General features: G+C 67.7%; 17 protein-coding genes. 8 read left to right on the top strand and 9 right to left on the bottom strand.

The window, feature by feature from the left end; genetic code table 11:
* The first annotated feature begins 102 nt into the window (after positions 1-102).
* On the top strand, positions 103-2,958 hold the full coding sequence (locus tag AC6CHL_RS04450; protein ID WP_463601430.1) for a S8 family serine peptidase: 2,856 nt from the start codon (positions 103-105) through the stop codon (positions 2,956-2,958).
* Between the two features lie 94 nt (positions 2,959-3,052).
* Here AC6CHL_RS04450 and AC6CHL_RS04445 read toward each other — a convergent pair whose 3' ends face one another.
* A complete protein-coding gene (locus AC6CHL_RS04445; protein WP_038687030.1) occupies positions 3,053-4,150 on the bottom strand; it encodes a Glu/Leu/Phe/Val dehydrogenase dimerization domain-containing protein in 1,098 nt (365 codons plus the stop codon).
* Between the two features lie 327 nt (positions 4,151-4,477).
* Here AC6CHL_RS04445 and AC6CHL_RS04440 point away from each other — a divergent pair, with 327 nt between their 5' ends.
* A complete protein-coding gene (locus AC6CHL_RS04440) occupies positions 4,478-5,569 on the top strand; it encodes an HDOD domain-containing protein (RefSeq protein ID WP_498293540.1) in 1,092 nt (363 codons plus the stop codon).
* 42 nt (positions 5,570-5,611) lie between these two features.
* Here the strand turns inward: AC6CHL_RS04440 and AC6CHL_RS04435 are convergent, their stop codons facing one another.
* The 3 genes from AC6CHL_RS04435 to AC6CHL_RS04425 all read right to left on the bottom strand — a co-directional run bounded on the left by AC6CHL_RS04435 (position 5,612) and on the right by AC6CHL_RS04425 (position 9,361).
* Positions 5,612-7,189, bottom strand: coding sequence for a phospholipase D family protein (locus AC6CHL_RS04435; RefSeq protein ID WP_498293538.1), 1,578 nt, complete (start codon positions 7,187-7,189; stop codon positions 5,612-5,614).
* A 57-nt stretch (positions 7,190-7,246) separates the two neighbouring features.
* On the bottom strand, positions 7,247-7,957 hold the full coding sequence (locus AC6CHL_RS04430) for an rRNA pseudouridine synthase (protein ID WP_141059600.1): 711 nt from the start codon (positions 7,955-7,957) through the stop codon (positions 7,247-7,249).
* A gap of 906 nt (positions 7,958-8,863) precedes the next feature.
* On the bottom strand, positions 8,864-9,361 hold the full coding sequence (locus AC6CHL_RS04425) for a M48 family metallopeptidase (protein ID WP_038687037.1): 498 nt from the start codon (positions 9,359-9,361) through the stop codon (positions 8,864-8,866).
* A gap of 73 nt (positions 9,362-9,434) precedes the next feature.
* Here AC6CHL_RS04425 and AC6CHL_RS04420 point away from each other — a divergent pair, with 73 nt between their 5' ends.
* The 3 genes from AC6CHL_RS04420 (at position 9,435) to AC6CHL_RS04410 (ending at position 10,938) form a co-directional block, all read left to right on the top strand.
* Positions 9,435-9,986 carry a DUF2058 domain-containing protein gene (locus tag AC6CHL_RS04420; protein ID WP_137191561.1) on the top strand — a complete coding sequence of 184 codons (552 nt, stop codon included), beginning with the start codon at positions 9,435-9,437 and terminating at the stop codon, positions 9,984-9,986.
* Between the two features lie 109 nt (positions 9,987-10,095).
* The gene (locus AC6CHL_RS04415; RefSeq protein WP_038687041.1) at positions 10,096-10,362 is read left to right on the top strand and encodes a DksA/TraR family C4-type zinc finger protein; all 267 of its coding nucleotides are present in this window, start codon (positions 10,096-10,098) and stop codon (positions 10,360-10,362) included.
* A 147-nt stretch (positions 10,363-10,509) separates the two neighbouring features.
* Positions 10,510-10,938, top strand: coding sequence for a hypothetical protein (locus AC6CHL_RS04410; RefSeq protein ID WP_498293536.1), 429 nt, complete (start codon positions 10,510-10,512; stop codon positions 10,936-10,938).
* A 100-nt stretch (positions 10,939-11,038) separates the two neighbouring features.
* On the opposite strand, the gene AC6CHL_RS04405 is transcribed toward AC6CHL_RS04410, so the two are convergent.
* Together AC6CHL_RS04405 and AC6CHL_RS04400 are read right to left on the bottom strand one after the other, a co-directional pair.
* On the bottom strand, positions 11,039-11,620 hold the full coding sequence (locus AC6CHL_RS04405; RefSeq protein WP_038687045.1) for a mechanosensitive ion channel family protein: 582 nt from the start codon (positions 11,618-11,620) through the stop codon (positions 11,039-11,041).
* Positions 11,621-11,699: 79 nt separating this feature from the next.
* A complete protein-coding gene (locus AC6CHL_RS04400; RefSeq protein ID WP_038687047.1) occupies positions 11,700-11,882 on the bottom strand; it encodes a hypothetical protein in 183 nt (60 codons plus the stop codon).
* 134 nt (positions 11,883-12,016) lie between these two features.
* Between AC6CHL_RS04400 and AC6CHL_RS04395 the strand changes: the two genes are divergently transcribed.
* From AC6CHL_RS04395 to AC6CHL_RS04385, 3 genes are read left to right on the top strand one after another with little or no spacing between them, the layout of a single operon-like run.
* Complete coding sequence (locus tag AC6CHL_RS04395) at positions 12,017-12,601, top strand: RNA polymerase sigma factor (RefSeq protein WP_038687049.1); 585 nt, start codon at positions 12,017-12,019, stop codon at positions 12,599-12,601.
* Complete coding sequence (locus AC6CHL_RS04390) at positions 12,598-13,113, top strand: hypothetical protein (protein WP_463601427.1); 516 nt, start codon at positions 12,598-12,600, stop codon at positions 13,111-13,113. The genes AC6CHL_RS04395 and AC6CHL_RS04390 overlap by 4 nt, the downstream gene beginning before the upstream one ends.
* Positions 13,114-13,126: 13 nt before the next feature.
* Positions 13,127-14,011, top strand: a complete 885-nt coding sequence (locus AC6CHL_RS04385) for a DUF4097 family beta strand repeat-containing protein (RefSeq protein ID WP_038687053.1) — start codon at positions 13,127-13,129, stop codon at positions 14,009-14,011.
* Positions 14,012-14,056: 45 nt separating this feature from the next.
* Here the strand turns inward: AC6CHL_RS04385 and AC6CHL_RS04380 are convergent, their stop codons facing one another.
* The 3 genes from AC6CHL_RS04380 to AC6CHL_RS04370 all read right to left on the bottom strand — a co-directional run bounded on the left by AC6CHL_RS04380 (position 14,057) and on the right by AC6CHL_RS04370 (position 17,060).
* Positions 14,057-14,236, bottom strand: coding sequence for a hypothetical protein (locus AC6CHL_RS04380; protein WP_038687055.1), 180 nt, complete (start codon positions 14,234-14,236; stop codon positions 14,057-14,059).
* An 11-nt stretch (positions 14,237-14,247) separates the two neighbouring features.
* Entirely contained in the window at positions 14,248-14,547 is a 300-nt protein-coding gene (locus AC6CHL_RS04375) for a YkgJ family cysteine cluster protein (RefSeq protein WP_081797314.1), read from the bottom strand.
* 1,157 nt (positions 14,548-15,704) lie between these two features.
* The gene (locus tag AC6CHL_RS04370) at positions 15,705-17,060 is read right to left on the bottom strand and encodes an Hsp70 family protein (RefSeq protein WP_447595036.1); all 1,356 of its coding nucleotides are present in this window, start codon (positions 17,058-17,060) and stop codon (positions 15,705-15,707) included.
* Positions 17,061-17,064 lie beyond the last annotated feature (4 nt).

Genomic DNA, 17,064 nt, shown 5'->3' with positions numbered 1-17,064 from the left:
CTGCGGACTACCGGCCAAGTATAGAGGCTTGGCACTGGCCGCCGGGTCAGGTCCAGGAGGACCGATCGGCGGCGATACCACCACGTCAACGGGGATGCAGGGATGAACAAGGCAGCAGTGGGGCGGTCGGTGCTGGTCACGGCCATGGCAGCGGTACTGGGCGCCTGTGGCGGTGGGGGCGGCGGTAACAATGTGCGCGTGGATCCGCCACCGGTGTCGCCCCCGCCCACTACGCCGCCGACCACGCCCCCGGTCACCCCGCCCACGCCCCAGCAGCCCGCGTTCGACGCGCACCTTGCCATCACCCAGGCCGGTGCGGCGCGCACCGCGGGCCTGGATGGCACCGGCGTGCGTATCGGCGTGGTCGATTCCGGCGTGATGCGCAACCATCCCACGCTGGCGGGCCGGGTGTTGGCCAACTACACCTACATCGATCCGCGCACCAACAACCTCAATGTCGACGACGTGGTCGGCCATGGCACGGCAGTGGCCGAACTGGCGGCCGGCAAGGCGCTCGGCAGCTGGCCCGGTGGCATCGCGCCCGGTGCACAGATCGTGTCGGCGCGCATCATCGCCGACCAGCGCCCCACCGACGACGGCTCGGGCAGCGGCAATGAAGTAAACGGCGCACTGGGCCTGGACCAGGTCCACCAGGACCTGATCAGCCAGGGCGTGAAGGTCATGAACAACTCGTGGGGCGGTCTGTACTGGACCAACCCGGCGGCCACCGCGCCCATCGCCCAGGAGTACCGCCCCTTCATCATCGCCAATGGCGGGTTGGTGGTGTTCGCCACCGGAAACGAGAGCAAGCCCAATCCCTCCAGCATGGCGGCGCTGCCCAGCCAGGCCGGTCCGGGCGGCACGCTGCCGGCGGCCGACCTGGAGCGCGGCTGGCTCAGCGTGACCGCGGTGGATTCCACCGATCCCAGCAAGCTGGCGTCCTACGCCAATGCCTGCGGTGTCGCCGCGCGGTATTGCCTGGCCGCCCCCGGCGCGGCGGTGTACGTCGACCCGGCGTCCACCAGTGCAACCCCGAACTACCTGTGGAACTACGGCACTTCCTTCGCCGCCCCGCTGGTATCCGGCGCAGCGGCACTGGTGTGGCAGAAGTACCCGTATTTCAGCAACGATCTGGTGCGCCAGACCCTGCTGGGTACGGCCACCGATCTTGGCGCGTCCGGCGTGGACAGTACCTTCGGCTACGGCCTGCTCAACATTGCCAAGGCAATCAATGGGCCGGGCCGCCTGGACTGGGGCAACACCACGGTCAACGTCAACCAGGCGGGGCTGAACTCGGTCTGGAGCAACAACATCACCGGCAGCGGCGGGCTGATCAAACAGGGTGTCGGTGCGCTGGGCCTGTCCGGTACCAACACCTACACCGGTGCCACGCGGATCGAGCAGGGCACGCTGGCGCTGCGCGATGGCGGGTCAATCACCTCCAACGTGCTGGTGGTGGCCCAGGGCGGCAGCCCGAACAACGCGGCGCTGCAGTTCATGACCGGAACCAGCCGGGTGAAGGGCGATGTCGACAACGGCGCCAGCGTCATCGTGCGCGATGCCAACAGCTCGGCCACCATCGAGGGCAACTACACCCAGCGCGCCGGCGCGCAGCTGATGATCGCGCTGGGAGCCGGCCCGCTCAATGTCACCGGCAGCGCGGCCCTGGCCGGCAATGTGCATGTGAGCAGCATCGTCAGCGGCTACGTGCCTGCCAACGGTCGCACCCAGACGGTGCTGCAGGTTGGCCAGGGCATCAGCGGGCAGTTCGATGGGGTCACCCACAGTCTGGCCCAGGCCACGTTGCTGCAGATGTCGCTGCAACAGAGCGCCACCACCGTCACGCTGACTACCGACCAGATCAACATCACCAGCGCCAGCCTCAGTGCCGGCGTGGGCGGGGCTGCGCTGGCGTCGGCGGCGCGGGTGGAAACCGCATTTGAAGTGCTCGATGGCGGCAGCATGGCCGGTAGTGCCTTCGCCAATGGTGCAGGTCAACTGCAGCAGGTGCAGGGCAACCAGGCGCTGCAGGCCAGCCTGGACAGCCTGTCGGGCAAGGCCCACGCGCTGGCCACCGCGGCCACCTTCGACAGCGTCGACCTCAACCGCCGCGCGCTGTCGGCGCGATTTGGCCAGGTGCAAGGCGCACCCCGTCTGCGCGGTGCCTGGCAGAACCAGCTCGGCGAGGTCGGGCAGGGCAGCTTCTCTGCCAGCGGCGCCGACACCCGCGGCTGGATGATGGGCCAGGACATGGCCTTTGGCAGCAACGGTGTGCTTGGCTTCGCCTTTGGCGAGACCCGCACGCACAACAGCCGCGACTGGGGCAGTGACCGTGGCCGTGACCGCCAATCGCAGGCGCAGGTGTATGCCGGCTGGGGCACGGGGCGAGCCTATGCGCTTGGCCAGCTGGGCGCCGGCCAGTTCACGCGGGAAATCGATCGCCAGCTGCTGCTCGGTGCCGGCCAGTACGGGGTCAATGCCCGTTACGGCGGCCAGTTCACGGCGGCCAGCGTGGAAACCGGCTATCGCCTCGGCGATGGCCGCGCCTCGTTGACCCCGTACCTGGGGGCCGACTACGCCCGCGTGGACAGCGACCGCTTCAGCGAACAGGGCGGGCTGGGCTTCGGCCTGCGCACCCAGGGCGGGGTGAGCACGCGCAGCCAGGCACTGGCCGGCGTGCGCGCCGAACGCCAGTGGGGCAGCTGGGCGCTGCGCGGCTATGCCGAATGGCAGCAGCTGCTGTCCAGTGATGGGCTGGTGCAGGACGCCAGCTTTGTCGGCGTGGATGCCTGGGCGCCGATGGCGGGCCTGCAGCCGGCGCGGTCGGGTGGGCTGTTCGGCCTGTCGGTGGAATCGTGGCTGACCCGCAACACGCGGGTGGCGTTCGGTTACGACCAGCGCTTCGGGCCGCGCGGTGACCTGAGCCAGGTGGCGCTGCGCTACTCGGCTGCCTTCTGAGCACCCGGCCGCTGTCGGGGCGACCAACGTAACGGTCTGAAACGCAGAAGGGCGCGATGCAATCGCGCCCTTCTTCATGGTGCGGCAGAGCGGCTCAGTTGCCGCGCAGCGTGCCCAGTCGCGGCGTGGCCCGGCCCAGCGGCATCTTCAGCTTGCCGATGGAATGGATGCGCGTTTCGGCGATCTTGTCGGCCGCCCGCTGGGGCGCGATGCCCTCCTGCTGGGACAGGGCGAAGATCCGGCCGAGGTTGTGGTAAATGCTGCGGATCAGACGCATCGCGCGTTCGCGGTTGTAGCCGTCGATTTCCAGCGAGACATTCATCACCCCGCCCGCGTTGACCGCATAGTCCGGGGCATACAGGATGCCGCGCGCATGCAGTTCATCGCCGACCTCCAGGCTGGAGAGCTGGTTGTTGGCGGTGCCGCAGACGATCTTGCACTTCAACCGCGCCAGGGTCTGCGGGTTGATCGCCCCTTCCAGCGCGCACGGGGCGAACACATCGGCGTTGACGTCGTAGATGTCGTCCGGCTTCACGGCCTCGGCGCCGTATTCGGTGACCGCACGTTCGACCCGCGCGCTGTCCAGGTCGGTGACAAACAGCTTGGCGCCCCGGTCGCGCAGCAGCTTCACCAGCTCCATGCCGATGTGGCCCAGGCCCTGCACCGCGATGCTGGTCTTGCCCACTTCTTCATGGCCCAGCTTGTGCTGCATCGAGGCCATCAGCGCCTGCAGCGCGCCATAGGCGGTGAACGGGGCCGGGTCGCCGGAGCCGCCATGGACCTGGTGTACGCCGGTGACGTACTCGCTTTCCAGGTAGATGTTCTCCATGTCGTTGACATCGGTGCCCACGTCCTCGGCGGTGATGTAGCGCCCGCCGAGCGAGTCGACGTAGCGGCCGAACGCGCGGAACAGCACCTCGCTCTTGTCCTGGCGCGGGTCGCCGATGATCACCGCCTTGCCGCCACCCACGTTCAGCCCGGCCAGGGCGTTCTTGTAGGTCATGGTGCGGCTCAGGCGCAGCGCGTCGGCCAGCGCATCATCGGTGCTGGCGTACGGGCGCATGCGCACGCCACCCAGGGCAGGGCCCAGGGTGGTGTTGTGGATGGCGATGATCGCCCTCAGGCCGGCATCGCGGTTGTGGCAGAACACCACTTGTTCGTGACCGGAAGTTTCGAGGGTTTCAAATAACATGGTGGCTCCGATGGGGCGAACGGCTGGGAACAGCGTCGAACGCACCAGCAAAAGGTGGGTTGTAAAACAAAAAAAGCGACTTCGTCGGATCGGGGGACGGGTCGCGCGGCGCCATTCTAGTGCATTCCGCCGGAGGGTGTTGTCAGGGCTTGCCCCGACCCCGCGACAGGCATCGGCCCCGGTTGCGACGGCACGGGCCATTAAAGTTGCTGAAGATGGCGCCGATGCCGTGGCAACGGTGCGCAGTACCAGCAATGCCAGGACGGACGACGTGGGTGCAGTGACAACACAGAAGCAGTGCCGCCCAAGGCGGCCGCGCGGATGGACATGAACGTGATCGTGGCGGCGGGGCTGGCGGGAGCGGTCGCGTTGGGCGTGGCGGTGACCTGGCAGCGCAGGTGGCGCGCCTCCGCGCCGGCGGGGGCCGCGCGTGCGCCCGTGACGCTACCGACTGCGCAGCCCGGCACTGTCACCGATACTGCCCCCGCCGAGGCGCTGCAGGCGGGCCTGCACGCATTGGCGCTGGTGCGGCGCAGTGGCGACACCGCCGCCGACGACCGGCACCACGATGGCGCGCTGCACGCGGCGGTGGTGGCGGCACTGGAGCAGCGCGACTGGTCGGCCCGGCAGCTGCCCCGGCGCCCGCAACTGCTGCCGCAGTTGATCCAGACGGTCAACGACAGCGACGCTTCGGCCCGCGCGATGGCCGCCATCATCGGCCAGGACCCGGTGTTGACCGGCAACCTGCTGCGCATTGCCAACAGCCCGGTGTACCGCCTGCAGTCCAAGCCGGTGGACAGCCTGCAGCGGGCGGTGACGCTGGTGGGTACCGAGGGTATCCGCCAGATCATCAGCGCGGTGCTCGTGCAGCCGGTGATGCAGGTGCACTGCGAGGCCTTCCCGCAGTTCGGCACGGTGATCTGGGAGCACGCGCTGCTTGCCTCGCGCGCGGCGGCCGATCATGCGCGGCTGGTGACCCATGAAGACGCGTTCGCCGCGCAGTGGCTGGGGCTGACCCAAGGCCTGGGCGCGGCGTTGGTGATGCGGCAGTTGCTGGACGCCTGCGCCGCGCAGGACGGGGCGCTGCCATCGCGCGCGCTGGCCATGCAGTTGCTGGATGCCTGGACCTTGCCCGTGGCCGGGCGCATCGCGGCGGCCTGGGAACTGCCGGGTGCGGTGCACGAAGCGCTGCTGCGCGACGCCGGCACGGCCGAGGGAGGATTGTCGGCCAGCCTGCGCTTCGCGCGGGCGGCGGCCGCCGCCAGCCTGCTGTGCCGGCATGGCCGGATCGGCCAGGCCCAGGCGCTGGCCATCCTGGAACAGCAGCACGGCACCCCGCCGCACGCGCTGCAGTGGATCTGGCGGCGCCTGCATGGGCGCGCGGTGGAAACCCTGGACGCCGACGAGGCGGAGGCCTGAGGGCAGGGCGGGGCGCAGACGGCGTCTGCCGCCAGCGCCGGGTTACAGCTGTGATTCCAGCGGCAGCCAGCTGATGGCGCGTGCGCTGGCCCGCAGCCAGAACGAGGTGTCCGGTTCCCGATCGAGCAGTACCGGTGGCTGGGCGGCCCGATCCAGCCAGCGCACCCGGTCCTGTGCGTCCAGCGTTACCCAGTAGCTCTGCGCCGGGTCGGCCAGGCGCAGGTACTCGGCACGCAGTTGCGCGCCCAGCACCGCATCGTCGAACAGCACGCCCATCTCGGTGTTGAGGTAGGCCGAGCGTGGGTCGAGGTTGAACGAGCCGACGAAACCGCGCCGGTCATCCAGCAGGAAGGCCTTGGTGTGCAGGCTGGCCCCGCTGCTGCCGAACAGGCCGCTGCGGTCGCCATAGCCGTGCGCCTTCAGTTCGTAAAGGTGCACGCCACTGCGCAGCAGGGGCGCCCGGTAGTGCATGTAGCCCCCGTGCACGGCGGCGACGTCGTTGGCCGCCAGCGAGTTGGTCACCACCCCGACCACGGCGCCGCGCTTGACCATGGCGCCCATGCCGTCGGTGCCTTCCTCGCCGGGCACGAAGTACGGCGAGATCATCAGCGCCTTGTGGCGGGTGGCCTGCATCTCGCTGACCAGCCGGGTGACCAGCCAGTTCGACGTGTCATCGCGGCGGTGCTTCATGGCCGGGTCGGAGACGATCTCCACGTTCGGTGACCAGTGCAGCTCGACCGCGTCGCGGTAGTACGAGCGCGCCGACTGCGATTGCTGGACACGGCGCAGGTACGGCTGGGCGACATCGCGCCTGGCTTCGTTCTCGGATTCGCGCACCAGCAGGCGCAGCTGGGCCGGGGTGTGGAAGGCCAGCGCGGCGATTGGAACGGCGGTTTCGCTGTTCCAGTACTCGTCAAAAATACGGTTGGCCTGGTCTACCGCATGACCGGCAACCAGCAGGTCCAGATCGCGGAAGTTCACATCCGACCGCGCGCTGAAATACTCTTCGCCGATGTTGCGGCCGCCGACGATGGCCACGCGACCATCGGCGATCCATGCCTTGTTGTGCATACGATGGTTGACGCTGAAAAAGCGCTGCACCATTTCCACCAGCCGCCACAGCCCGGTGCGGTTGCGGAAGGGGTTGTAGAGGCGGATTTCGATGTTGGGATGTTCATCGAGCGCCATCAGCAGGGCATCCTTGTCCTGGGCATTCATGTCATCGAGCAGCAGGCGCACCCGCACGCCGCGTTCGGCGGCCTGGTACAGGGACTGCGCCATCAGGTGGCCGATCAGGTCGTCGTGCCAGATGTAGTACTGCAGGTCCAGGCTGCGGCCGGCATGGGCGGTGATGACGGCGCGCGCGGCGTAGGCATCCAGCCCGTCGGCCAGGAAGGCGACACCGCTCTGGTCGGGGTGGCTGGCCTGCAGGCGGGTCAGTTCGCGGTCGATGACAGTCTGCGCCGGCTGGACCGGCAGTACGCTGCTGGGGGCGCCCATCGCCTTCGGGGTCAGGTGGTCGGCCAGCAGCAAGCCGCTGAGCACCAACAGCACCAGCACCGCGAGCACGATTCCCAGCCAGCGCAGCATCCGGCGCCAGAGCGGTTTTCGTTCAGTCATGTGCCGATGCTAAGCCGGGCGTGCGTGCACGGCGAGTGCCGGGCGCGCACGGCCGCATCAGAAGCGTTCGTCGGGCGCGAGGTAGCGCCACTGGCCGGGCACCAGCTTGCCCATGGCGACGCGGCCGATGCGCAGGCGGCGGACGCTGACGACGTCGAGCCCGACCTGGCGGCACATGTCGCGCAGCTGGCCGGGCTGTACGGGTTTGATGGCAAAGCGCAGGCGGGTTTCGTTCTGCCAGCTGACCTTGCATGGGGGCAGGGGCCAGTTGCGGAAGCTGAGGCCATGGGCGAGGCGCTTCATGCCATAGGGCGCCAGTTCGCCACTGACTTCGACCAGATATTCCTGTTCGAGGGTGGCGCCGCGATCCTTGAGGTGGGACACGACGCGGCCGTCCTGGCTGACGACGACCAGGCCGCTGTCTTCGTCGGCAAGGGGCATGACCAGTTGCAGGGCGTGGAAATGGCGCTGGAGGAGGGTGACGCCGGTGGCGTCCAGTTCGCTGCGGCTGTCGGGGGTGACCAGGGCGCACAGTTCGTCGGCGCGCATGCCGGCGGGTTTGTGCAGGAGCATGCTGACGGTTTCGGTGCGGGTGGCTTCGGCGTTGTCGCGCAGGACGATGGTTTCGTCGGTGACCAGGGTCTGCGGTTGTTCGACGACCGTGCCGTCCACGGTGACCCAGCCGCCTTCGATGTAGCGCTGGGCGTCGCCACGGGAGCAGCCGATGAGGCTGGTCAGGCGTTTGTCGAGTCGGATCGGGTCGGTCATGGGGCTGGCAACGAAAAGCGGGATACGGGCGGGGAGTGTACTGGGTGTGGGTGGGTGGGTGGGCCCGGCTGGGCCGGAGCCGGAGCCGGAGCTAACAGCCAAAGCCACAGCCACAGCCGGTTGGCCGGGCGGCTTGGGTTGGCCGGGGGTGGGTTGGCGGGACACGCCGTGAATCCATCCCTGGAGGCTCGTGGGCGCCATCCATGGCGCCCAACGGTCCCGCCAACCCACCCACCCCCAGCCCCGACAGTTGGCTGGTGGCCTTTTGGGGGAGGCAACGGCGGATGGCGAATGGCGGGCTTTGGGGCCGGCGGGTGAGTTGGTGGCTGGGTGCTCGACTGGAAGGCCGAAGCTGAAGTTTGATTTGAATCTAACTTTTCAAATTGAATTATTCATATGAATTCAAATTGAAATTGAAAATAGAATTCAGATAAAAATCGAATCTTGGGCTTTGGTTTTGGTTTTGGCTTTGGCTTTGGCTTTGGCTTTGGCTTTGGCTTTGGCTTAGCGCTTCGCCTGCCCTGGCTCCTGCCTCCAGCTCTTCATAGGCCACCGGCAGTCTGTCTGGGGTGGGGGTGTGTGGGTTCGCGGGACCCTGAGCCGCATGGATGCGGCGACGGAGCTTACAGGGGTGAGGGCGCATTGCTTGCGAGGCACTGCCTCGCATGCGTCCGAACGCACAGCCGCCAGCGGCTGGGCCGGGCCGCGGAGCGGGACTTGCAGCGTGTCCCGCGGGCCCGCACACCCCCACCCAATCCAGCGATCGTTGCGCCAGAAGCCGTTGCGGTTGCTTTGGCTTCGCTCTGGCTTTACGAGGAGCCGGCCAGCGGCCGGCACTACCCACAGCCGCCGGCGGGCGGCCGACACCGCCACGCGGCCAGCGGCCCGCAGCAGCGCGTCGGGTGGTCAGCGGGTGGGGCGTTCCAGGTGGGTCAGGTACAGGCGCAGATCGAATTCCAGCTGGTGGTAATCCGCTTCCATGTGCGTGCACAGCTGGTAGAACGCCTTGTTGTGGTCCGATTCCTTCAGGTGGGCCAGCTCGTGCACTACGATCATCTTCAAGAAGGGCGCTGGGGCCTCGCGGAAAACCGTCGCGATCCGGATCTCGCGGCTCGCCTTCAACCGGCTCCCCTGAACCCGTGACACCGTCGTGTGCGTGCCCAGCGCATGTTTCAGCACCTGCAGCCGGCTGTCGTAGACCACCTTGGACAACGGCGCCGACTGCCGCAGATAGCGCTCCTTCAGCCCCTGCGTGTAGTCGTACAACTGCCGATCGTTGCGCACCGTGTGCAGGTCCGCGTAGCGCTTTTCCAGCCACGGCCCCAGGCGGTCGCCCGCGATCAGCTCGCGCACCTGCTGCTGCAGGGCCTCGGGGTAACCGGCTAGGTACTTCAGGGCGGTCATGGACGACGGTTGGGGCTGGGCGGGCAGACCAGTATGATGGCCTCCGGAATCCCGCAACAACAGATGCAAGCGTATGGCGAAGGCAAATCCCCTGCAGGAGCAGCTGCTCAAGGCCGGGCTGGTCAAGAAATCCCAGGTCTCCCAGGCCGCCCGTGAACAGGTGAAAGCCCGCCACGGCAAGGCCCCGGTCGCGCCCAGCGAAAGCCAGCGCGAGGCCGAGCGCCTGCGTGCGGAAAAAGCCGAGCGTGATCGCGCGCTGGAAGCCGAGCGCAAGGCCAAGGCCCACGCGCAGGAGCTGCAAGCCCAGGTCCGCCAGATCATCGAGGCGCACAAGGTCAAGCGTGAGGGCGAGAGCGAATACCGCTTCAACGACGGCACCGTGATCCGCACCCTGCTGGTCAACAACGTGCTGCGCCGGCAGCTGGCCTCGGGCAGCCTGGTGATTGCCCGCCACGGCGAGGGCTTCGAACTGCTGCCGCGTGCGGCGGCCGAGAAGGTCCGCGAGCGCGACGCGAGCGTGATCGTGCTCGACAACAGCCAGCCCGGCAGCGAGCCGAGCACCGGCAATGCCGAGGATGATGCGTACTACGCCCAGTTCCAGGTGCCCGACGACCTGGTCTGGTAAGCGCTGCCTGAAGCATTCACCCGGCGCCGTGCGCGTTCAGCCCCACGTCGGCTGGCCGCGCCGGGCCGGGTCTATGCTGGTGGCCTGACACCGGCATGGGAGACACATCATGGCGACAGGTTGGGCAGGCGACGGCGCGGTGCAGGACCAGATCGACGCCACCGTTGACGACGCCATCCAGCGCGCCCGCGCGCAGCTCAAACAGGGCCCCGGGCTGACCCACTGCGAACACTGTGACGCGCCCATTCCCGAGGCGAGGCGCAAGGCCGTGCCCGGCGTGCGGCTGTGTGTGCGCTGCCAGGAAGAAGACGACGCGGCCCAGCACGAAAACGGCGGCTACAACCGCCGTGGCAGCAAGGACAGCCAGCTGCGTTGACGCGTGCGGGTCGTTCTCCTGTCGTGCGTCGCGGGAGGCGTGAACGGTGCTGCGCCGACCTCGATGGACGGCAGCCCTATGCGTGGTTGTGATCACCGCGACGCGCCATACTGGTGCGAGATAGCACCCTCTACCAGGCGCAGGCGGATGACCACCGGGCATGAAGACGAGCCTCTCCATCGATTGTCGTCATGGATTGGAACCGAGGACTCTAACTGGACCCACTACAGCAGCGAACTAGTCGCAAAGACAGTGCTGGTGGATTTCAGGGACCGGCAATGGGACCAGTTGCAGAGTCAGATATTGAATCAGCCTGAGTACTGGCAGCACCGTTGCGCAGTAGCGCTGGGGCAAGACAGGACGGAGCGCGCCATCGACACCATGAAGCTGCTGCTCGTTCATTCGCAGCATCGAAACGTGAGGATAGAGGCGGTATACGAACTGGACTGGGCCGAAGTAGCCATGGAAAGCGACTATGGGCCGCTGATTCGGGCTCTTATCGCATCCACCCCGCTGGATGAGATCGAGCCTGAGTTCTACAGCCTGCTGGCAAAAGCCGATGCAGCAAAGCACTGAGTGACGTCGCACAGCGGGGCAGCTCGACCCGGCGTATGCCTCCATCGCTCATGGAGGCGGCGGCTGGGCCCTGTTGGATGCCGACGAAAGTGCGACGCCCTCAACCGTCGCCTTGAATACCGCCCGGGGCCTGCGACGGATCACGCCAGCGGCGCACGGTGCGCTGGAAGAACATGTTGTTGGGAATCTGCAGCACGGTCCCCTCGTGGTGACCGTCGGTTTCCTGCAGCGTGGTGTAGATCAGGTTCACGTCGATCACGCGGCCCTTCAACCCCGGCTTCTCGCCGTTCTCCAGCAGCTCGATGTAGTCGTGCAGACGGAACGGGCGCGTGGTGAAGATCAGCAGCGTGCAGAAGATGTTGGACAACACGCTCCAGGCGGCGAAGAACGCCACCGCACCCACGGCGGCAAAGCCGGTGAAGGCGGTCCACAGCACGCTCGCCTTGACCCCGACGATGCTCAGGATCACCAGCAGGGCGGTTGTATAGACCACGAAACTGAAGGCGCGGCGCACGCCCATGATCATTTCCGGAGGCAGCGTGTAGTGCTCGCCGACGCGGCGCATCAGCCGCCGCGCGACCAGGCGCAGCAGCCAGGCGGCCAGCAGGGTCAGCAGGATCTGCAGGGCAGGAACCCCGTAATGCAGCCATTCGTGGGTCCAGGTAGGCAGATGGTCTTTCATGTGCAGCGTGGATCCTTGCAGCGATAGTGCGTCGAGCCCCTATCTTAATGCGGCTGCGCGCCGAGGGCCGCCCCGTCGTTCAAACCACGGGCTGCGATGCCAGGCGTGCGATCAGTACCGAGGCGCAGACCGGGTCATGCGCGGCATATTGCACGCACAGGTCCGGTTGCGGCGACACCGACAGGCGGACAGTCACCGGGCTCCAGGGAAGGGTGCAGCTGCTGGCCAGCGACAACAGCAGGACGAGGCAACTGGTGGACATGGCGATTCCTTGGCGATGGCACGTGGGGTACGCAGGCTTGGATGCGGGCGGCGGCCAAAAGGTTTAGAACCGGCACCGGCGAACATCGCGGCAACCGGTTTAAACCTTTTCGCTGGACCCCGCATCCAACGGATATGCTCAACGCCACCATGCCCGCATCCCGTGCCCCGACTGAGGCCGATCCCGCCGACGACCACGCCCTGGTCCGCGCCGCGGTCGCGGGCAACATGGCCGCCTACGAACAGATCTACCGACGCCATTCGCCGCGCATCTACGCCGTGCTGTGGCGGTTGTGTGGCGGCCACGCCGCACGCGCCGAGGATGCCCTGCAGGACGCGTTCCTGCAGGCATGGAAGGCGTTGCCGGGGTTCCGTTTCGACAGCAGCCTGGCTACCTGGCTGCACCGGCTGGGGGTGAACGCGGCGCTGATGGAACTGCGCGCCAGTGCGCACTGGCAGCTGACCGATGCCGGCGAGGAAGGGCATGACAGCCTGGCCACGCTGGTGGCGGTGGACCGGTGCGCGGGCACCACGCTGGACCTGGAGCGCGCGCTGGAAACCCTGCCGCCGCGCGCCCGTGCGGTGCTGGTGCTGCATGACATAGAAGGATGGAAACACCACGAGATCGCCGAGCAGCTGCAGATGGCTGTGGGCAGTTCGAAGGCGCAGTTGCACCGTGCACGCGGACTGTTGCGCGCACGCCTGGGAGAAACCGCATGAACGACATGAACCACATCGACAATTCCGATGACCTGCAGGCGCGGTTGCGCGCGCTGCCGGCCGAGCGGCTGCCGCCGGCACGGGTATGGCAGGGCATTGCCGCGCAGTTGCCGGCCATGCCGATGCCCGCGCCGGCACCGGCCGCCGTGACCGTGTTGGCCCGGCGCCGACGCTGGCCGCTGCGGGTTGGCCTGGGCATGGCCGCCGCACTGGGCCTGCTGATGGTGGTGCCGACACCGGTGCCGCAGACCCCGCCGCCGACGCTTGTGCAGCGCCAGGCCGAGGCGATGGTGGCCGAGTACCAGCAGGCGATGGCGACCCTGCCCACCGCCCAGGTGGGGGGCGAATGGCAGCCGGCGCTGCGCGAGCTGGACAGCAGTGCCGACCATATCCGCGCCGCCCTCAGTGAAAACCCCCGCTCGCGCGTTCTGCTCGGGCAACTGCAGCGCACCTACGCGCTGCGCCTTGAACTTACCCAGCAGGCCGTGATGGCCGCTGGCCTGCCATCCTGAAGGAGACACCACCATGCACCATTCATTGCGTTTGATCGCAGCCCTGGCCCTGCTGCTGCCGTTGGCGGCGCAGGCGGCCACCCGTGTCGATGAGCGCGCCCCGCTGGGAGCGGGCGGGCGCGTGGAAGTGAGCAACATCGCCGGCAAGGTCAGTGTGCGCGGCTGGGACCGCAACGAGGTCGCGCTGACCGGTTCGATGGCCGATGGGCTGACGCTCAAGCAGGACCGCAGCGCCAACCGGGTGCGATGGGAGGTGGTCTATCCGCGCGGTCGGAGCAACGGCGGCGCAACGCTGGAACTGCGGGTGCCGCGTGCGGTGGAAGTACAACTGGGGACGGTCAGCGCGGACATCGATGTGGCCGACGTGGACGTGCGGCGGTTGCAGGCCAATGCGGTGAGCGGCGGCATTTCGGCCGCCGGGCGCAGCGGGGAGACGGCGTTGACTACGGTCAGCGGTGGGATCCGTTCACAGGTGCAGACGCCGCGGCTGGACCTGCGGGCGGTCAGCGGCGGGATCCAGGCCGGCGGCGGTGCGTCGGGCGAGGTGGCGCTGGAGACGGTGTCAGGCAGCATCAAGGTGGACGCGGGCCGGGTGCAGCGGCTGTCGGCTGAAGCGGTGTCGGGCAGCGTGACGGTGGCGGCGGCCGGGTTGGCGCCGGGCGGCAAGGTGACGTTGCAGACGGTGAGCGGGTCGATCGGGCTGCAGTTGCCGCGGTCGGTATCGGCGCAGCTGAGCGTGAAGACGTTCAGTGGCGACATCCAGTCCGATTCGGGCACGGTGGAGCGGCCGCGGTACGGGCCGGGCCGGAGTCTGGATGCAAAACTGGGGGGCGGCGACGGTGACATCGCGATCAACGCCCATTCGGGCAGCGTGCGGGTGGGGCTGGGCGGGCGTTGAATGCGGCCCCCGCACCGGCACGGGGCCGGTGCGGACGGCTGCAGGTCAGCCGGTTTTCTTCAGTGCCAAGGTGTTGCCAAGCACTTCGATCTTGCCACCGCCCTTGCGGAACGCGGCCAGGTCGGCTGCGATGCTGGTGCTGTTGACGGCCGTGCTGGAACCCTGCTTACGGTCGACGCGAACGGTGTTGCCTGCCTTGGGGGAGGTCTTTGGCGTACGAGCCATGGATGCTCCTGTCATGGTTGGAACGAGGGAAAAAGCGTCGACAGATCGTGCTGTTGTCGACGGTAGTCCTGCCGCACAAGGCGGCAGTCATCGCCGCCCATGTCAAACTGGCGGCAGATGGCGGGACGCTGCGAGTAGATGGTGCAGCGCAGGTGATAGGGGTCGATGGCGGCGCACCAGCCTTCGTCGTTGCGCGCCATGACGGTGCGGCCGGCTTCATCGGTATCCAGCAGGTAGCTGGGTACGTTGTCGTCGGGCATGACGGTCACCGACATCCGGCAACAGACCGCGTCACAACGGCGGCAGTCGATGGGGTCGGGTTCGGCAGCGGTAACTGGGGCTGGTACAACCAGGCGTTCGCCCAATCGGATATCTCTTGGCGGCTCAGGGCGCTACATGCTGGGAACGAGCCGGATCACAGCGTAAAAGCGATCCCGGCGCCCGGGACATATCCAAGGCGGCAGCATCGAGAAGGACGGTGGCCTGTACTAGGCCCGGGACGACGTGCGCATTGCGCATTGACGCCGAAAGATGATAGCGCTTTTGGAGTAACGTTTTGTTAATGCTCGCGGGTGCTGGGGCGAAACCCTTGCGGGGCCTGGCTTTCCGCCTTCCTTGCCTTCCCTTTGATGGGGGTGGGAGGGGTGGAATTCAAGAGCGAAGGGCAACGTCTGGAGCCAAGTCCAGGTCCAAAGCCAGAGCCAGAGCCGAAGCTAAAGCCCTGGGCCGCGTGGTCCTGGGTGGGGCGCGTCGTGTGTGGGTTGGCAGGGCACGCTGCAAGTCCCGCTCCGCGGCCCGGCCCAGCCGCTGGCGGCTGTGCGTTCGGACGCATGCGAGGCAGTGCCTCGCAAGCAATGCGCCCTCACCCATGTAAGCTCCGCCACCGCATCCATGCGGTGGAGGGCCCTGCCAACCCACACACGACGCACCTGCACATAGGGTCGGTGCGCAAGGGAATAGCCGGAGCAACGGCTGCTACGCCAGTTGGGCTGGCGGGACGGGCACGCGGATTGATCGGCAGCACTGTCTGAGGCTGCGGCTGCGGCTTAAGTTTGGATGTGTGTGGGTGTGGCAGTGAGCAAAGGCCGCGAGAGCGGCAGCGCCTGTAGCTGCTGCTTTGGCCGTTGCTTCGGCCTTTGCAGTGGCCTTTGCAGTTGCTTCGAAAGTGCCGAGCTACGCTCGGCATCCTCCCCCCCCAAAAAAGCTGCGGTGCTTTTTGCATGCGCACCGGCCAACTGTCGGGGGGCGGGGTGGGTGAGGTTGCGGGGCCCTCCACCGCATGGATGCGGTGGCGGAGCTTACAAGGGTGAGGGCGCATTGCTTGCGAGGCACTGCCTCGCATGCGTCCGAACGCACAGCCGCCAGCGGCTGGGCCGGGCCGCGGAGCGGGACTTGCAGCGTGCCCCGTAACCTCACCCACCCCGACCCAAACCAGAAGGCCGTCAGCCCCGCTCTAGATTCACCGCAGTTACGAAGCCGCCGCCCATGCCAACCCGTGGACTACGCCGAAGGAGGGGTTGCCGCGGATCAGCGTTGCGCCCGGGAATGCTGCCGCCACCGCCTCCTGCAGATACCCCGCGCGCGACATCCCGCCGGTCAGGAACACCGCGGCCGGGTCGTGGCCGATGTCCGCGCGCACCTGCTCCAGCAGCGTCGTCAGCTCGGCCAGGTAGTTGCCCGCCGCCGCTTCCAGCCGCGCGCGTTCCACCTGCACCGCCATCCCGCGCTCGATGAAATCCAGTGCGCTCTCATGCGCCACCGCGCTGCTCAGCGCGATTTTGCACTGCTCCACCTCACGGTACAGCCGCGCCGTGTTGCCCGTGTCCTGCAGCGCCTGCAACCGCTTGCCCCACGGCGCTTCCGCATCGCGATAGGTGTGCTGGCGGAAATCGCGCTGGCGGGTCATGTCCTGCACCATCGCCGCTTCCACATAGTGGTGCGCCGGCACCCGGCTCACGCCGCGGCCGAACAACGGCATGTACGCGCCCAGGCTCAGCGCCAGATCGATATCCGTACCACCGCGCGCGATACCCCATGCGCGGTGGATCTTCGGGGCGTGCTGCCCACCCACCCGCGCATGCGCGATATCGGTCGTACCGCCGCCGATGTCCACCACGATGGCCTCGTGCTCCTGGGCGCTTTCGGCGTGGTAGTGCATCGCCGCCGCGGCCGGCTCCTCGAGGAAATCCACATCGTCAAAGCCCGCCGCGATCGCCGCGCTGTGCAGGATCTCCAGCGCCTGGTCGTTGCCCGCCGCGCCGATCGAACTGCGGAACTGCACCGGGCGCCCCAGCGTGGCCGTGCGCACCGGGCGGTCCAGCTGTCGCGAAGCGGTCAGGCGGATGTGTTCCAGGATGTGGGTGGCAATGCCGGTGATGGTCTGGCGCGCGCGCGGATGCAGGTTATAGCCCAGCATCGACTTCGGGCTCTGCACCAGGTTGCCCTCGTTCTCTTCGAAATAGGCTTCCAGCGCCTCATCGCCATACACCGCGTTCTGCAGCAGCTTGGTCGAGGTCAGCGGCGCGCGCATCTGCTCTTCCATCCACTGCCGGCGCACCACGCGCAGCGCTTCGCGGCGCAGGGCGTCGTGGGCGCGTTCCTGGCCGGCCGCGCGTGCATCGCGCGCGGCGGCGTCGATCAGCCGGGCCAGCTCGTGTTCCAGCGCCGGGGTCAGCTCGAAGTCGTTCGGGTCGCGCATCACTTCCGGGAAATACACCGTCGTGCGGAACTGCTCGGCCTGGCCGAACTGGATCGGCACGACCCTTCCGTCCACCACCGCGGCGGCGGCGGAGTTGCTGGTACCAAAGTCGATGCCGATTTTCATGCGG

It is taken from the genome of Stenotrophomonas sp. GQ19, from assembly GCF_059758695.1.
This window is presented reverse-complemented; position numbering and strand designations above follow the sequence as displayed.

Excerpts from the sequence above, each read along its gene's own strand:
- AC6CHL_RS04450 (WP_463601430.1), top strand. The coding sequence starts at position 103 with ATGAACAAGGCAGCAGTGGGGCGGTCGGTGCTGGTCACGGCCATGGCA.
- AC6CHL_RS04445 (WP_038687030.1), bottom strand. The coding sequence starts at position 4,150 with ATGTTATTTGAAACCCTCGAAACTTCCGGTCACGAACAAGTGGTGTTC.
- AC6CHL_RS04440 (WP_498293540.1), top strand. The coding sequence starts at position 4,478 with ATGAACGTGATCGTGGCGGCGGGGCTGGCGGGAGCGGTCGCGTTGGGC.
- AC6CHL_RS04435 (WP_498293538.1), bottom strand. The coding sequence starts at position 7,189 with ATGACTGAACGAAAACCGCTCTGGCGCCGGATGCTGCGCTGGCTGGGA.
- AC6CHL_RS04430 (WP_141059600.1), bottom strand. The coding sequence starts at position 7,957 with ATGACCGACCCGATCCGACTCGACAAACGCCTGACCAGCCTCATCGGC.
- AC6CHL_RS04425 (WP_038687037.1), bottom strand. The coding sequence starts at position 9,361 with ATGACCGCCCTGAAGTACCTAGCCGGTTACCCCGAGGCCCTGCAGCAG.
- AC6CHL_RS04420 (WP_137191561.1), top strand. The coding sequence starts at position 9,435 with ATGGCGAAGGCAAATCCCCTGCAGGAGCAGCTGCTCAAGGCCGGGCTG.
- AC6CHL_RS04415 (WP_038687041.1), top strand. The coding sequence starts at position 10,096 with ATGGCGACAGGTTGGGCAGGCGACGGCGCGGTGCAGGACCAGATCGAC.
- AC6CHL_RS04410 (WP_498293536.1), top strand. The coding sequence starts at position 10,510 with ATGACCACCGGGCATGAAGACGAGCCTCTCCATCGATTGTCGTCATGG.
- AC6CHL_RS04405 (WP_038687045.1), bottom strand. The coding sequence starts at position 11,620 with ATGAAAGACCATCTGCCTACCTGGACCCACGAATGGCTGCATTACGGG.
- AC6CHL_RS04400 (WP_038687047.1), bottom strand. The coding sequence starts at position 11,882 with ATGTCCACCAGTTGCCTCGTCCTGCTGTTGTCGCTGGCCAGCAGCTGC.
- AC6CHL_RS04395 (WP_038687049.1), top strand. The coding sequence starts at position 12,017 with ATGCTCAACGCCACCATGCCCGCATCCCGTGCCCCGACTGAGGCCGAT.
- AC6CHL_RS04390 (WP_463601427.1), top strand. The coding sequence starts at position 12,598 with ATGAACGACATGAACCACATCGACAATTCCGATGACCTGCAGGCGCGG.
- AC6CHL_RS04385 (WP_038687053.1), top strand. The coding sequence starts at position 13,127 with ATGCACCATTCATTGCGTTTGATCGCAGCCCTGGCCCTGCTGCTGCCG.
- AC6CHL_RS04380 (WP_038687055.1), bottom strand. The coding sequence starts at position 14,236 with ATGGCTCGTACGCCAAAGACCTCCCCCAAGGCAGGCAACACCGTTCGC.
- AC6CHL_RS04370 (WP_447595036.1), bottom strand. The coding sequence starts at position 17,060 with ATGAAAATCGGCATCGACTTTGGTACCAGCAACTCCGCCGCCGCCGCG.